13 protein-coding genes are annotated in these 16,414 nt (G+C 49.3%); 10 read left to right on the forward strand and 3 right to left on the reverse strand.

What is annotated here, in order from left to right; all coding sequences use genetic code 11:
• Position 1 precedes the first annotated feature (1 nt).
• The gene (gene rsmD, locus ACEW9J_RS13980) at positions 2-556 is read left to right on the forward strand and encodes a 16S rRNA (guanine(966)-N(2))-methyltransferase RsmD (RefSeq protein WP_373545726.1); all 555 of its coding nucleotides are present in this window, start codon (positions 2-4) and stop codon (positions 554-556) included.
• Between the two features lie 188 nt (positions 557-744).
• Here the strand turns inward: rsmD and petG are convergent, their stop codons facing one another.
• Complete coding sequence (gene petG, locus ACEW9J_RS13985; protein ID WP_373545727.1) at positions 745-858, reverse strand: cytochrome b6-f complex subunit V; 114 nt, start codon at positions 856-858, stop codon at positions 745-747.
• A 290-nt stretch (positions 859-1,148) separates the two neighbouring features.
• On the opposite strand from petG, the gene ACEW9J_RS13990 reads away from it, so the two are divergent.
• Positions 1,149-1,481 carry a c-type cytochrome gene (locus ACEW9J_RS13990; protein ID WP_373545728.1) on the forward strand — a complete coding sequence of 111 codons (333 nt, stop codon included), beginning with the start codon at positions 1,149-1,151 and terminating at the stop codon, positions 1,479-1,481.
• Positions 1,482-1,615: 134 nt separating this feature from the next.
• On the opposite strand, the gene ACEW9J_RS13995 is transcribed toward ACEW9J_RS13990, so the two are convergent.
• On the reverse strand, positions 1,616-2,917 hold the full coding sequence (locus ACEW9J_RS13995; protein WP_373545729.1) for a folylpolyglutamate synthase/dihydrofolate synthase family protein: 1,302 nt from the start codon (positions 2,915-2,917) through the stop codon (positions 1,616-1,618).
• 374 nt (positions 2,918-3,291) lie between these two features.
• On the opposite strand from ACEW9J_RS13995, the gene ACEW9J_RS14000 reads away from it, so the two are divergent.
• The 8 genes from ACEW9J_RS14000 (at position 3,292) to ACEW9J_RS14035 (ending at position 16,006) form a co-directional block, all read left to right on the forward strand.
• A complete protein-coding gene (locus ACEW9J_RS14000; protein ID WP_373545730.1) occupies positions 3,292-3,453 on the forward strand; it encodes a hypothetical protein in 162 nt (53 codons plus the stop codon).
• A gap of 638 nt (positions 3,454-4,091) precedes the next feature.
• Positions 4,092-5,351 (forward strand): response regulator, encoded by a 1,260-nt coding sequence (locus ACEW9J_RS14005; protein ID WP_373545731.1) that lies wholly within the window; start codon positions 4,092-4,094, stop codon positions 5,349-5,351.
• A gap of 19 nt (positions 5,352-5,370) precedes the next feature.
• A complete protein-coding gene (locus ACEW9J_RS14010) occupies positions 5,371-5,733 on the forward strand; it encodes a response regulator (RefSeq protein WP_373545732.1) in 363 nt (120 codons plus the stop codon).
• Positions 5,734-5,832: 99 nt separating this feature from the next.
• Complete coding sequence (locus ACEW9J_RS14015) at positions 5,833-6,378, forward strand: chemotaxis protein CheW (protein ID WP_373545733.1); 546 nt, start codon at positions 5,833-5,835, stop codon at positions 6,376-6,378.
• 208 nt (positions 6,379-6,586) lie between these two features.
• The gene (locus tag ACEW9J_RS14020) at positions 6,587-8,443 is read left to right on the forward strand and encodes a methyl-accepting chemotaxis protein (protein ID WP_373545734.1); all 1,857 of its coding nucleotides are present in this window, start codon (positions 6,587-6,589) and stop codon (positions 8,441-8,443) included.
• A 44-nt stretch (positions 8,444-8,487) separates the two neighbouring features.
• On the forward strand, positions 8,488-10,386 hold the full coding sequence (locus tag ACEW9J_RS14025; RefSeq protein WP_373545735.1) for a methyl-accepting chemotaxis protein: 1,899 nt from the start codon (positions 8,488-8,490) through the stop codon (positions 10,384-10,386).
• 97 nt (positions 10,387-10,483) lie between these two features.
• On the forward strand, positions 10,484-13,810 hold the full coding sequence (locus ACEW9J_RS14030) for a response regulator (RefSeq protein ID WP_373545736.1): 3,327 nt from the start codon (positions 10,484-10,486) through the stop codon (positions 13,808-13,810).
• A gap of 168 nt (positions 13,811-13,978) precedes the next feature.
• A complete protein-coding gene (locus tag ACEW9J_RS14035) occupies positions 13,979-16,006 on the forward strand; it encodes an NAD(P)H-quinone oxidoreductase subunit 5 (protein WP_373545737.1) in 2,028 nt (675 codons plus the stop codon).
• A gap of 151 nt (positions 16,007-16,157) precedes the next feature.
• Here the strand turns inward: ACEW9J_RS14035 and ACEW9J_RS14040 are convergent.
• On the reverse strand, positions 16,158-16,414 hold a 257-nt coding region (locus ACEW9J_RS14040; RefSeq protein WP_373545738.1), incomplete at its 5' end, for a transposase family protein.

Here is a 16,414-nt window from a genome sequence, read left to right on the forward strand (position 1 = left end):
AATGAGTATTAGGATTTGTGGCAATCGAGAGTTGAAAACACTACCAGGACTGGAGACTAGACCCACATCTGCGCGAGTCCGACAGGCTTTATTTAACGTTTGGCAAGGATCGATCGCGGGTTGTCGCTGGTTGGATCTGTGTAGTGGCAGTGGCGCGATGGGTGCTGAAGCATTGTGCCGAGATGCAGCGATGGTAGTAGGCATCGAACGATCGAGTGCAGCAGTCACGATTACTCTCCAAAATTGGGAGAAAGTCGCAGGTGAGTCCCAGAAATTTCAACTCCTGCGCGGCGACGTGGTGCAACGACTAGCCGATTTAGGCGGTCAAAAATTCGACCGAATTTATTTCGATCCACCTTATGCGGGAGGACTATATCAGCCAGTACTAGCTGCGATCGATCTGCATCAGTTATTAGCCCCAATGGGAGAGATAGCCGTAGAGCATAGTCCAGATCCACAGATTAGCAGCTTACCACTGTCGCTCCCGACACTCGAACTATGTCGCTACAAATCATACGGAAACACCGCCATTTCCTTTTATCAGCTTCAGGCATAGAAGACTTTCTGCGAAAGTCAGGCTTTAGGCTTTAGGGTTTAGGATTTAGGGGAAGTTTTGGACAAGACATTATCAAAACGCAGTCGTTCCGACGAGGTTCCCGCTCCCTAGTATCGCACGCACAATCGTCGAGTGCGACGCTACCCCTAAAGCCTAAAGCCTAAAACCTAAAGCCTATAGCCTATAGCCTATAGCCCAATTTGGTTGCCACGCTTGTACTGCATATAAGCCGCAACAAACAAACCGCTGAGGGTAATGAAAACTAAACCGAGGACGATTCCAGCTAGTAATGGTTCTACCACGTTGAGACTCCTTAATTAGTTAAAATAGTTTTTTCTAGCGTATCGGGTTTAGGGCGATCGGCGCAAGGTATTCGTGCTATTCGACCACTGTAAAGCTTCACGATCGGATCGAAATCTAAAAATATTTAAGAAATGTATCGTAAATATGAGATTTTTGGATACACTATTAGAAGTGGAGACCAGCTCTAAGTTAAGTCTACACCTTCTTGTACCCTCAATGTAAATTTACTCACAGCAGGCACGTCTTGGATATCCGACTACCTAAAATCAGGCAACCATCATCGCAACGGATGGTGTTAATTATTATCGCCTGTTTATCAATCTGTTTATGTGCGATCTTGGGCTGGCGATCGATTCAAGAAACCAACCCCTACATCAACAGTGTGTTAGCTAGACAGGGCGATCCAACTTTGGGACATGCGATTTTTCAGATTAATTGCAGCGGTTGTCACGGATTAGACGCAGGCGGACGAGTAGGCCCTAGTCTACACGAAATCTCCAAACGCAAATCTCCCCATAGTCTGATCGAACAAGTCATTAGTGGCAACACTCCCCCCATGCCGCAGTTTCAGCCAAATCCTCAAGAGATGGCGGATCTGCTCAGTTATTTGGAAACGCTTTAGGCGTTAGGCGTTAGGCGTTAGGCGTTAGGCGTTAGGCTTAGGCTTTAGGGGGTAGAGGACAGTGAACAGAACAGATAAGGAAATCTGGAGGATGGGTAATAACTGCCCTGTCGGTTTGAGCAATTACTTTAAACTCAATCAGTACCTGTTTGCTTGAGCTTGAGAAAATGACCGAGGAGATAGAGAGAGCCGCAGAGGACTGGCTGATGGGTATTGGCATGAGTCATGGCGGCGGTTAAGCCTGCGATGAGATCTGGATGTGTGTGGATCTCTAGATCTGTACAGCTAGATCGAGCTAAGTCGGCGAGTGTGTCTGGAGCTGCGGAACTATGCCCAGGAACGGGGACGATGTAGAGTCGATCGCCAGATCGGAGTAGAGCTTGAAAGATCTCCTTGTGAGCTTTGGTTGTTAACATCCCCATTACCCAACTAATTGGCGTGTGTAAGGTATCTACATACTCTCGCAAGGCGATCGCCGCAGCAGTATTGTGGGCACCATCAATAAGTAATTTTTGTCCTCGCCAAGTCGTCCACTGAATCCGTCCCAACCAGCGCGTATTTGCCATCCCAGAGCCGATCTCCGATTCGCTAATTTGCCATCCCGATTGGCGCAAGACTTGAATAGTCGCGATCGCCAGGGCTGAATTAGTCAATTGTATTTCACCCAACAACGACAACGGGTAACTAACCCCAGCAAATTCGACCCAGGGCAGCACATTTTCAGCTAACGGGTTTGTGGCTGTTGAGTTGGGTTTTGGTGTGGCTACAGCGGGTTTAACCCAGATTGTCGGACAATTTAGATCGTTTACTCTGGCGGTTACTACGGCTACGGCATCGGGAGGGAGAGTACCAATAATTGCTGGACAATTAGGTTTGAGGATACCTGCTTTTTCCCAGGTGATTTTGGCGATCGTATCGCCGAGTTGTTGCCAGTGTTCGAGCGAAATCGACGTAATAATCGTTGCCAGCGGATTTTCGCAAACATTGGTTGCGTCTAGTCTCCCACCCAATCCGACCTCAATGACGGCGATATCTACTTGCGACTGAGCAAAGTACAGCCACATCGCCGCCGTGACAATTTCAAACTGTGTGGGAGTTGGGGTCGTAGGATCGATTGCGGCAATAACTTGGTGTAGTGCGGCGATCGCGCTATCGGTACTAATCGGTCGATCGTCGATGCAGATCCGTTCGTTCCAGTCTACCAAATGAGGTGACGTATACCGACCGACTTTGTAACCTGCGGCGGTGAGGATACTCGATAGATAAGCACAGACAGAACCTTTACCATTTGTCCCCGCGACATGAATTATCGGCACCGACTGATGAGGCGAACCGAGTGCTAGGAGTAAATTTTGGATGCGCTCCAGTCCCAAATTTACCCCAAATTGGTGAAATGGTGCCAAGAGTGTATCGATAGGTGGAGTTGGATCGGTCACTTAGTATATCAGTCGTAAATAGAAAATGGAAAATCGGCAAATCCATGCACAGATCCGCAGATCCGCAATTTAAGCGATCGAGAACGCACTCAACGACGATCTAAATCTATCATCCTTTGTGCGATTTTTTTAAAGCGATATTCTTCCGTTTGACACTCCCCTGACTCGGTTCGGTTTCGCATTCGCTAAACGAACACAAGCGAAGCTCTTAGGGGAAGCTTCCCCGCGCGGCGGGTTCCCCGATTAGTGACAAGTTAAGCTTCAATTGATAACTACGGATGAAGTCAGCGGTTGTTGCATGTATTATAAATTAGTGATGACAAAAGTAATATATTGCTTCGCTTGTCCAATCGATCGTATCAACCATTAAAATCATGCAAACCCGATCGGGATCTGAAGATAAATTAGCCAAAACGCTGCAATTGACTAGCAGTGCTTGCGCGATCGCTGGCGGAACCATTCTGGCGGCAAACATCCCAGCAATTAGTAGACTCAAATCTTACATCAAAACAAAGTTACTAGTATTGAGAGGGTAGAGGGTAGTTTTCAGCCAATAATTGCTAGTTTGGAGCAAATTATGTCAGTTGTTATGTACTGTCTTGACGCGCTGCCTTGTCGTTGTCTTGACGCACACAACCTGGAGGAAACATCCAGGTCGATGCGTCGCTTTTTAATTCGGCGGCGTTTTATGCGGGGGGAACCCCCGCATAAAAAACGCCAAGACGGGGTGCCCCCCCGCATAAAAACGCCGCTGTCTTGAAAAGGTGCTTCACTTGGGCTTTGCCCAAGTGAAGCACTTTTCGCTAAACCATCGGGGAACCCGTAGACGAGCGAAGCGAGGCGTGTCGTAGACGGAGCGCGCGTCGCTGGTGCCAGAGGTGAGTAAATATGGATTTATATTTTTGGCACTAAGTTCTAGTTAAATGCTGATTGCTAGTCTACGGAATAAGGACACGCAGATGATTATCTATTCAGGATCGTTATTTTGCTTTACTGAAGCGAGGGTTTGCTATTGAGATTCAGAGTGTAGTATAAATACTCAAAATATTCTAAAGACATTGTGAGCCAAACTATGGCGATCGTGGGTACTCTAGCAGAAGTAAAGAGCTAATAACTGCTTGTTATTAGCTCTTTACTTCAAGTCTCGACTGGAGCCGCTACGCGAACAAATCCAATGACTATTGATGCCAAATTTCACCGCCCTAAGGTCGCTAGTCCTGGTTCCGTTGACACAGGTGCCAATGGAAATCGGATGAATCGATCGATCGCCAATCCCGACCAATTTTCATTTGCCGCCAGAGGATTGCCCGCAAAACTGCTAGAACACATCCAGTCTGGTAGCACCGGATATTGGCAACACCAATTCGACAGGTTGGCGAATCGGGAGCCGCCCTTTTACTGGAATCTGGGGATTGCCAATGGGAAAATTCTCTACTCAGGCAATCGATTTTGGTCGGTACAGATGTTGCTCAGAGTCGTGGGGCGATATGTACTGCGGACTCGTAGTGAGGCGGTTCAGTCTCAGTTCGATCTCATCGAGAGTCGGATTCAGTCACAAGAACTCAACCCCGCCCAGTTGCTAGCGATGATGAAACAAGAGCAGATCGTCAGTGAAGCCCAATTGCTAGAAGCACTACGCATCAAAATTCTTAATGATTTAGATCTCTACTTACTCATCGGTTGTGGCTCCGCGAGATTTATTGCCGCAGATATCGATCGTCAGTTGCCAATCGTTGGTTTTAGTCCGAGCGTCTTATTAGATGAAGCTCAACAGCGACACGTGGAATGGGAGCAATTGAGACAGCAAGTACCTTCGATGAAATTGTGCCCGATCCTCAATCGTGCAGCCATGAAAAAAGCGAGTTTACCCGATCCTCAGCGGCGGCGGATTGAAACACTAATGCAATCGGAGCAATCGCTCAGTGCGATCGCTGAAGAGATGGCGAAAGACAACCTCGAAGTCGCCAAGATGTTCGCCAAACTAGCCAGCATGGGCTTGGTGGAGTTTAAACCACCCCGCAAACAGACCGCTGCGAGTGTGATGGTCATCGATGATTCGCCAGTGCTATTGGCTCAATTTCAGCACTGGGTATCGGCTTTGGGCTACTCGGTGACGATCTGCCAAGATGCCAATACCGCCCTTGCCAAAATTTTGGCGACAAAGCCAGCAGTTGTGTTCATCGATATTAACATGCCAGAAATTTCTGGATTCGAGCTAGTCAAGCAGATCCGCCGACATCCAGATCTGATGGGAATTTCTCTGGCAATTTTGACTGGAGAACAAAAGCTTTCCAATAAATGGCGGGCAAAGTGGAGTGGGTGTGAGTTTCTGACCAAACCGCTCACAACTGGGGCAATTGCCGATTTCCAGGTGCAGCTTGAGGAGTTGATTCCCCGACTACTGAGCGCAGCAGCAACCCCGATCGAAAATTAAACCATATCAGGCAAAAATTATGCGATTTTTAATCATTGATGATAGCTCGGTCGATCGACATGCTCTAGCTTCGATTTTGGAAATACTCGGACATGAAGTCGATCGATGTGAGAGTGCAATCGATGCCTTGGGCATCATCGAAACTGGCAAATACAATTTGGTATTTCTAGATGTGGTGATGCCAGAACAAGATGGCTATAAGTTCTTACGCACGGTACGGCTCAATCCCAGTACTGCCAGTCAGTATGTGGTGTTCTGCTCCAGCAAGAAAACACCCTTAGAGATCGATTATGGTGTCCGGCGGGCTGGGGCAAATGACTATTTATCCAAACCAGTCAGTCGCGAAAGTATCGAACGAGTTCTCGCCAAAATCCCAGCATAGGAATCCACCTATCGATCGTTCACTGTCTTGTCTTGACGCGCAAAGGCGTGAAGGGAATCTCCGTGATGATGCGCGCGTCGCTGATTCGCTAAACCCCACATGCGGCGAATCGCCATCGACCTATCTACCCATCCACCCATCCACCCATCCACCCTCATGACCGTCACGGATCTAACTCCACCCGATACCGATCGCACATCGCCAACTGTTGGCGTGGCTTCGCTGCTAGAGACTCGGTTCATTTTAACTCAGGTCGCAGAGCTGACCCTGGTATTTCCCGCAACTTGGGTGGCAGAAATTTGGCGAGTCGATCGATCGCAAATCCTGGACTTACCATTCTACGATCCTTTGCTGGTAGGGATTGCCAACTACAACGGTCGAGTGACACCGTTGATTGCTGCCGCCCGCTTGCTAGAAATCCCCTTCACTTTGCCAGAGCGATCGATCGTCGTCCGGCTCCATGAGGCTGCTGGACGGCTGGAGAATGTCAGCATCATTGTCGATCGAGCGATCGGTACCAGTCATCAAGCGGAGTTGCCACCTAGTTTATTTACCGCTCACCGCGATGGATCGATGGTGATGATGCAAAGTCATTTAGTGCCCTCTAATCTTTGGCAACCACAGTATTGGTCGTTAAACAGTTGATAGTTGATAGTTGACAGTTGACAGTTATCAGGACGGAGATTTAAACTCCGTCCCGGTCGCAATCCGCCCAGAGGCTGGAGGCTCTAAACCCTCTCTATTTGGTGAGTAGTCGATCGTTAAATTGAGATCTCTGGCGGTTCGCTACACTAGCTCGATCGCATTGGTAATTTCAATATTTATCTTTATTTTATAAGTTTATATCTTGATTATGTCTAATCTCAACCTATCTAATTCGATCCCAAAAATTCAGCAGTTTGTTCGATCGAATCTAGTGGCGACGATCGTTTCTTCAGTCGGTCTAAATTTAGTATTAATTGGGGCTTCGACTTGGAATGTTTGGAATACATCTCAGAGCTTGAAGGTAACTGTGGAGCAGCAGGGAAATCTCCAAGATCTCAGCAGCAAGGTAATTTACCTAGATGAAGTCCTCACGATGTCGGCGAATATGCTAGCAAGTAGCGGACAGCCTAAATGGGAACAGCGATACAATGAATATGTGCCCGAACTTGACAAAGTTACCGCAAAATTATTTAAAGATATCCCCCCATCTGTGCGAGATGCTTATCATCAAATCGATGACTCTAACAAACAACTAATTGCTTTAGAAGATCGAGCATTCAAGTTAGCAAAACAGCGAAAACTTACCGAGGCTGCTGCTCTGCTTCAGAGCGAGGAATATAGTCAGCAAAAGCGGATTTACAGTCAAGGTGTCCAGACGGTTATTGCTAGTATCAAAACTGCAACAAACGATCGGATTCAAGCCCAACAACTCGCGCTGGATTGGTCGATCGGCTTAGAACTAGTTAGCTTGGGATTGTTGGCAATAACTGGGACGGGGATCGTCATCGCCGTGCGGGGCTATATCCGCGATCGACAGGCGGCACAAACTGCGATCCAGGCATCCCAAGCCAATCTGCAAACATTGAATTTGCAGTTGGCAAGTGAAGCTCAACAACGTCAGGCGCAAGAGCAATTAACTCGTCAAGAAAACGACCAACTCCAACAAGATATTGGCGAACTATTAGATGTCGTCAGTGAGATCGAGTCTGGTAATCTAACCATTCAGGCACAAGTAAACGATCGCGCCACAGGTCTAGTCGGCGATACGCTCAATCGACTGATCGAAGAGCTAGGACGGACGCTCCAACAAGTCTCTACCGCCGCTCGGCGGGTGGATGCCAACAGTAAAACCCAAAAACAGATGGCTGCGACAGTTGCTCAAAATACTAGCAAACAGGCTGAAGCAGTCAGTCAAATGCTGCTGCTGACTGGGAACGTCCGCCAATCTGCCCAAAATACGATGCAGCAGTTGGTGGTCACAAATGAGTCCCTAACGGCATTGCAGTCTTCAGTAACTCAGGGACAGGGGACAATTACCACCCTCGATCGCGAAATCGACATCTTGCAAGCAGGTAGCGATCGGATCGTGCAAGAGATTAAAACTCTGGGAGAATTTGTCGGACTCGCCGACAGGTTCGTGCAGGATCAAGGCGAAATCGTCACCCAAACTCAAATTCTGGCACTAAATGCTTCGCTAGTAGCCGCCAGAGCCGCAGAGCAGCGCGACCCCAAACAGTTTGCCGCCGTCGCCCGCGAGTTTGAATTAGTTGCTACCCAAGTTAGTCAACTAGCCCAACAAACAAATGAAGGCTTGACTAATCTGGAACAGCGTAGTTCCCAGATTCATAAGGTCGTATCGTCGGTAGATCTAGACGTCCAAAAATTGGGCGGTTTGGTGACTACCTTTACCCAAGGGGTCAAACAAGCCAGCGATGTCTTCCAAACAGTACAAGAAGTGACCGCACAAGCCGTGCGATCGGGAAATTTGGTCGCAGCCGCCAGTGAAAAAATTGTCACTGCTACAGACTCGACAACTGCCGCGATCGAATCGATCTCCTCCCTCAGCCAACAAATCTCACATCAGTCTCAAGATGCCCAAAATCTCGGCGACAGGCTGAGTTTGCTCTCCACAGACCTCCTCGAAAATATCCAGGTCTTTAAGCTCCCAGCAGTGGAGCTATCATCTGCACCCAGCAACGAAGTCGCCCTAGAATTTGCCGTTTGAACTCACTTTAGCACCCGAATCTTCTTGAAGATCGGTAGAAATATATGCACCCCGAACAATCGCCCCTAAACCCAACTACCTCAACGCCCAGCCAGATCTGGTCTTTCTTCCAACGACATTTAGTCAGCACAATTATTGTCTCGACTTGTCTCAATCTAGGATTGACTGGGGCTTCGACCTGGAGCGTCTGGCAGTCTTCCCAGCGGTTGCAGACGACCATCACCAAGCAGGATCGACAGCAAGATCTTAGCAGCAGACTCACCTATTTGGATGAGGTACTCACCATGTCGGCGCGAATGTTTGCTAGTACCGGACAAGCGATGTGGGAAAAACGCTACAACGATAACGCACCGAATATCGATAGTGCCTTGGCTGAACTGACCAAAGATGCGCCGCCAGCTAAAGAAGTTGATGCCGCCAACAAAAAGTTATTGGGGCTGGAAGATACGGCATTCAAATTGGCAAAACAGGCTAAGTTGCCGGAAGCTGCCGCAGTATTGTCTAGTACAGAATACCAACAAAATAAGCAGATTTACGCAGCGGGAGTCTCTGCCACGATCGCTAAAGTTAAGTCGATTGCTGACGGTGAAGTTCGCGCGAATCGTCAAGCCTTGGGAGCTGCAATTACACTCGCACTGGTTAGTTTAGGACTGTTGGTCGTAAGTGGCTCGTTTGTGGTGCTGACAGTTAGGAGCTATATTCGCGATCGAGAGCAGTCCCAGCGAGATCTCCAGGCATTCCAAGCCAATCTCCTCACACTGAATACCGAACTCCAACAAGAAGCCGAACTGCGGACTGTCCAACAGGGGCAAGTCATCCGCGAAAGTGACACGCTCCAAGCAGATATCGGTCATATTCTGGATATCGTCAGTCTGCTCGAAGATGGCGATCTGACCGCGCAGGCTCAGGTCAACGAACGGGCGACTGGACTGATCTCCGACACGCTCAACCGCCTGATCGAGTCCCTACACCAAATTATCACGGTAGTAGTATCTAGTGCCGATCGGGTGGCTGGTAGTGCGGGTGGATTAGAGCAGCTAGCGATCGAGACAGCCACCCAAGCTCAAACCCAAACTCGATCGATCCAACAGATTGAGAAGCTCATCGCTGAAGTAAATAGCCTCACTGCCAACTCTCAACAGCAGGCATTGGCAACGATCGATGCCGTAGAATTGGCTAAAGCTGCTATCGGCAACGGGCAGCAAGAAATGAATGCGATGGCAGATGGGATTGATATCCTCCAACAGGGGACGGAGCAAATCTCATTACGGATGCAGCGTCTGAATGAATTCGTGGAGTTAGCCGCCCAGTTTTCCAAAGATCGAAAGCGGGTAGCCGCTCTGACCCGCGTGCTGGCTCTGAACGCTTCCTTGCTATCTACCCGCGCCATCAAAGAGCAAGACCCCGCCCAGTTTGCCAGTCTGGCACATGAATTTGAAACTATTGCCAAGCAGGTCAACGAACTAGCGGTCGATACCAACGATAGTCTAGTATCGCTCCAACATCGCACCAACCAGATTCAAACCGTAACTTCCGGTCTGAATCAAGATGTCACCGATATCAACGAGCTAGTCCAAAAATTCACTAGTGAAATGAGCAAGTCTCGTCAAGCCTTTACCAATATTCAACTAGTGACCGATCGAGTGGCGATCGTCGGCGAACAAGTAAGTAGCTCCAGTCGCGATATCGCCCGCGCAGTTGGCGATACTCTCACCGCGATCGGCTCGATCGGGATTGTCGCTCAAACTACCGAGCAGAAGGCAACTATCACCCGCGAACAGGTACGTGCCGTGGGCGATCTCGCCCAAAACCTACTCCAGCGCGTCGAGTTTTTCCAGTTGGATCGCCAAAAACCTTCAGATACTAGTTCGATCTCTCCTGAAGACTCCACAGTCGTCAAAAATTCCGACGTTATATACGCCCTCCTTCAACCCAAACCATGATTCGTTAGATTACGCAGATTGCAATTACGTTGCTGGTGTGAACCCGTCCCCCCATCCCCCCATCCCCCCATCCCCGTTCCCGTGCCATAACAACATCATGATGACCCCCGATACCGCCGAAACACAATTACGACAAGAGTTGCGGGAGATGTTTCTCGTCGATACCCAACAACAATTAGAGCTGTATTTCGATATCGTCCAACAGTTGCAGCCAGGATCTTGGATACGTGATATTCAGTCGATCTACCGAGCGATTCACACGATCAAAGGGGGTGCAGTCACGGTTGAAGCTAATAGTATGTTGTACGGGGCGATGGCTCTGGAAGACTTGCTGTCGGATTTGCGGTATCTGGAAGTAGCACCGCCCCTGAGTGATGGCAAGTTGAGTCAGATCTTGGTAGAAGCTGGCGAACTGCTGACTGGTTGCATGGAAATTTTCAGTCCAGGCATATCTCCTAGCGTTGATGACGAGCAGCGAGTTCATTTGGCACTTCAGCGGCTCCAAACTCTTCACGCGCAGGTAAAGGCAGATTATTTGCCAGATTGGAATGAGATGAAGCAAGTTCATCAGGAATTTGCCGAGCAGGGTTTCGACTTGGTGGTGTTGGAGCTAGAGATGGCTTTGGCAAAGATACCCGATCGCGGCGCAATACCGCCAGAGACAATCGAGATCGCTCGATCGACGCTCGCGCAATTGATTCAGATCGGTACCGAACTCGAATTAGCTCCTGGGTGGACGTCACTGATTCAGTGTGGGGAACGCGCGATCGGTAATCCCGATCCGCAGTTATGGCGGACGATCTGGTTGCCATATTTTCAGGTGCTAAAAGCTTGCATCAAAAATAGTGGCGAGATCGAGACCGATCGAGTGGAGCAGTTGGAGGCTCTAGCCAGTGCGGTTGGCAGTAAAAATCCCAGTCCAATTATCCCAGTTGTGTCAGTAACCAGCCGCGAAATTAGCCCAGACATGGCGATCGAGTCTGGTGAAGATTTATCAGGCTTGCTGGATGATTTCTTTTTGGATGAGGAGACTGCAACGGTCGCCGAAACGGTCACCTTCACCACTCCCAGCGAAGATGCAAGCGATAATTTCTCGATCGATGCCGAAATCTCAGCACTCGGTCAGTCGCTCCCTCCAGAGATCGCCACTGCTGAAGATTTACCAGATCTATTAGATATCTTTTTCACGGAGGCGGAAACTGCCCCAATTAGCGAAATTACCGCAGCAGCGACTGGCTTTAGTGCAGAGTTAGTAACCGATCTGTGGAGCGATGCAGAAATCCCCCCAGCCAGTCAATCGCGATTGCTAGAGATCGAGTCTACTGAGGACTTACCAGATTTACTAGATACTTTCTTCCTGGATGAAGAAACCGAAATTGCCGCCGCCGATCCCATCCCCACCGTCATACCCATCTCACGTGGGAATTTCTCAATTGCCGAAATCGACGCTCTGACAGAGCGATCGGCATTAGACGAACTCGATTTAATTGCCCTGATTGAGAGTGAGTTTGTCGCAACTACCGACGATCGCGTTGCTGTGCCTACACCACAGTCACTACCAGCACCGCTCTCGATCGCCCCAGTCGAAGCCAAACGCGGGATTTCCATCCCCGTCCCGATCGAACGACTCGATCGATCGGCGCAACAAGTAGTCGATACCCTCTTGACAGCAAGAGCGGTAAAGAACGTCGCCGATCGACTCCAATCCCAACTAGCACAGCTCAGTGTCCTGACTCAAGAGAGTTCCCAGTTTGTGGCTAGACTCCGCCAACTGCAAGATGACTATGCACTGCTTCGCAACCTCAGCGACGAGCGGGATAGTGGCAATAATGTCACCCTCGAACGCTATCGTCAGGGCTACACCACGATCGTCCGGCTGCTGGAAAATATGCTGCGGATGTCCGAGTTGGGTCAAGAAATCGAGACGGCTACTTACCAAAGCCAAGATCGGCTCGAAGCCCTCGATCGGAGTATTCTCCGGCTCAAAGATGGTATCGAAACCAGTCGCCTAGTACCATTTCGGAATCTGACTCAACGCGCCAGAGCCATCTTACGCGATCTCACCAACCGTTATGGCAAGCCAGCCACCTTAACCGTCGAAAACGAGCAGGTAGAATTAGATGCTGGCGTCGTCCAACAGTTGGAACCAGCTCTACTGCATCTGATTAGAAATGCCTACGATCATGGCTTAGAAACCGCCGCCCAACGTTTAGCTCTGGGCAAACCCGAACGCGGGACGATCCATATTTCCCTGACTCGACGCGGCAATCTGTATCGCTTGGAACTTGAGGATGATGGAGCTGGCATCGATGCCCAGAGCGTGCATCAGATTGCCAAATCCAAAGGCTTCTCGCTCGATCGTACCAGCACTCCTAGCGAACTATTGGCTGTCCTCTGTCAACCAGGATTTAGCTCTAGTGCCACCATCAGCGAGGTATCGGGACGCGGTGTCGGGATGGATGTAGTCGTCGCGCAGATTGCCAGTATGGGCGGCAAAATCAGCCTAGAAACCGCAGTAGGTCGCGGTACCAAATTTGCGATCGATGTCCCCGCGCCGCAATTACTAGTCCCCTGCGTCTTGTTCCAAGTTGGCGATCGCACGATTGCCTTCCCCACCGAAGAAGTCCTCGAAACAGCCCTACTGAGTTCGATGTCTGCCGAAATGTCTACAGATGATGATGGTAGCTTGTGTACTTGGACGCTCAATACCCGCCAAGGATCGGCTCCTGGCTTCGATTTAGCCAATTATTGGCAGTTTGCCAGTCGATCGCTCCCTGACACCGCTATTGGCATTCGGACGCGCCAGGGCAAAGCTGGTACCGAAATTTGGTCGATCGCTGACGATTTACTCGGACAGGCCGAGCTGCTGATTAATCCCCTCCCCAGTCCGCTAATCGCTCCCGCTGGACTATTAGGCGTCAGCCTCCAATCTGATGGTCGCTTGATTTCGATCCTCGATCCGATCGCGCTGAATACCAAACTCGCGACTACTACCGATCGTGCGGATTACAGTTTTAGCACATTGGCAGTCGAGCAAGTCAGACCATCTACGCCCACCATCCTAATCGTCGATGATGCCGCCCTGATGCGACGCAGGTTTGAAGCTAGTCTGCATACCTATGGATTTGTCACCCACACCTGCAATGATGGGCTAGAAGCCCTGAATTGGCTGCAAACCAATCCCCTCCCCGATCTGATGATTACCGACGTCGAGATGCCTAATATGGACGGGTTTACGCTGATCGATCGAGCGCGTCAAGCTAAGATTGAGATCCCGATCCTCGTCGTTTCATCGCGATCGTCCGAAGAATGGGGCAAAGAAGCTCGTCGCCTGGGAGCTACCGACTACCTCAACAAAGGTTTCGCTACTCCTGAGTTACTGCAAAAAGTTAATTCACTCTTAGGATTGGTGGTAAATGTCTAATATCGATCGTTTCGCACGGATGGGGATCGGTATAATTACTCATAGAACACCCAATGGATGTTCCTCGATCGACAGCCAAACGTTGACGATCGACTAGTTGAAGCACAATAGATAGGACATTTAACTATCAACTATCAACTATCAACTATCAACTTAGTTCGTACATACATGGAAACACTATATGAATATGCCTGGTTGATTCCAGTATTTCCCCTGGCTGGGGCGATGCTAGTCGGACTAGGATTGATTTCACTCAATAAATTTACCAATGGACTGCGAGATCTCAATGCAGTTCTGATTATTTCTTTAATGGGTGCGGCGATGGTGATGTCTTTCGCCATTCTCAATAGTCAGTTTCAAGGGCATCCTACCTACATTCGATCGTTTGAATGGGCATCTGCGGGCAATTTTCACCTGAATATGGGTTATACGATCGACCATCTGACATCATTGATGTTGGTCATCGTCACGACTGTTGCCATGTTGGTGATGATCTACACCCACGGGTATATGTCCCACGATCCTGGATATGTGAGATTTTATGCTTATTTAAGCCTATTTAGCTCCTCGATGTTGGGATTGGTTATCAGCCCCAACCTCGTCCAGGTATACATCTTCTGGGAATTGGTGGGGATGTGTTCGTATCTGCTGATTGGCTTTTGGTACGATCGCAAAGCCGCCGCCGATGCCTGTCAAAAAGCATTTGTCACCAACCGCGTTGGCGACTTTGGGCTACTTTTAGGGATGCTCGGACTCTACTGGGCGACTGGTAGTTTTGACTTCCAAATCATGGGCGATAGACTCCAAGAATTAGTTGCATCTGGCGCAATTGGGGGCGGATTAGCTGCACTGTTCGCGATCCTCGTATTTATGGGGCCAGTTGCCAAATCCGCTCAATTCCCGCTCCACGTCTGGCTCCCAGACGCTATGGAAGGGCCGACACCGATTTCGGCACTGATTCACGCTGCGACGATGGTAGCAGCGGGTGTATTCCTGATCGCGCGGATGTATCCCGTGTTCGAGGGCATCCCCACGGCAATGGATACGATCGCCTGGACGGGCGCAGTTACAGCCTTTCTAGGAGCCTCGATCGCGATTACCCAAAATGATATCAAAAAAGGTCTCGCCTACTCTACTATGTCCCAATTGGGCTATATGGTGATGGCAATGGGAGTCGGTGCATATTCGGCGGGATTATTTCACCTGATGACTCATGCTTACTTCAAAGCGATGATGTTCCTCGGTTCGGGTTCGGTCATCCACGGCATGGAAGATGTTGTCGGACACAACCCCGCCTTGGCTCAAGACATGCGCTTAATGGGTGGTTTACGGAAACACATGCCCATAACCGCTAGTACTTTTTTCATCGGTACTCTAGCAATTTCGGGAATTCCCCCCTTCGCCGGATTCTGGTCGAAGGACGAAATTCTCGGTGCCACCTACGCCGCAAATCCGCTCCTGTGGGGCGTTGGTTTCCTGACAGCAGGGGTGACGGCGTTTTACATGTTCCGCATGTATTTCTCGACCTTTGAGGGCAGTTTCCGAGGCAACGACAAGCAGATTCGGCAGCAATTACTTGCGGCGGCGCGTCCGAGTGGCGCAGATGCTCATGACGACCATACCAGCCATGACGATGCTCACAGTCCAAATCATGCAGCATTTCCCCATGAATCCCCTTGGAGCATGACTTTACCGCTAGTTATCCTTGCGGTGCCTTCAGCCCTAATCGGTCTCGTCGGTACACCGTTTAATAACTATTTTGAAGCGTTTATCTCTGCACCTGGAGCCGTTGAAGTCGCGCACGAGTTCGATTTGAATGAATTCTTGGTGATGGCGGGTAGTTCCGTCGGCATCGGTCTGATTGGGATTACTTTAGCATCCCTAATGTATCTCAGCCGGAAAATCGATCCGAGTGCGATCGCGTCCAAGATTCCCGATCTCTACAATCTCTCGCTCAATAAGTGGTACATCGACGATATCTACAATAGTGTCTTCGTCATCGGCTTACGCCGAGTCGCCCGTCAGGTGATGGAAGTCGATTATCGCGTTGTCGATGGTGCGGTGAATTTGACTGGTTTAGCCACGCTGCTCGGTGGTGAAGGGTTGAAATACCTCGAAACCGGACGCGCTCAAAACTATGCTTTGATTGTCTTTGGTGCTGTCTTGGGTTTAGTTATTGTGTTTGGGATGAACTAACAAAGCAGCTCGAAGTTGGTGGGTAGGATGCGAGGATCTACCCACCATCCACATTGCTCTAGTCAGTGCGATTCGTTGATTAGTCAATCGCGGTAATCAGTCCGTACATAACTAATCCAAGCTGGCTACGATACATGTAGCACTTTAAGGCTTAAACTGTCCAATTGATGAGGGTGCAAGTCCCTTCCTCTAAACTCAAGAGTGAATCCTTACCTGCCCACACCGAATAGACTCGGAATTCTATAGAGTGAAGCTGGGAACAGGGCTGTACTTTTAAATAAACCAGATTGCCAAAAATTGACAAATCTCTAATTAGAATATAGCTAGGATCGTGAAGATTATCAGTGTAACTTTGACAGTTAGGGCAAGTAATTCCGAGATTATTTAATTGTAAGTGCAAACAAATAA

The sequence above is a fragment of the Chamaesiphon sp. genome (assembly GCF_041737865.1).
Classification (GTDB): domain Bacteria; phylum Cyanobacteriota; class Cyanobacteriia; order Cyanobacteriales; family Chamaesiphonaceae; genus Chamaesiphon.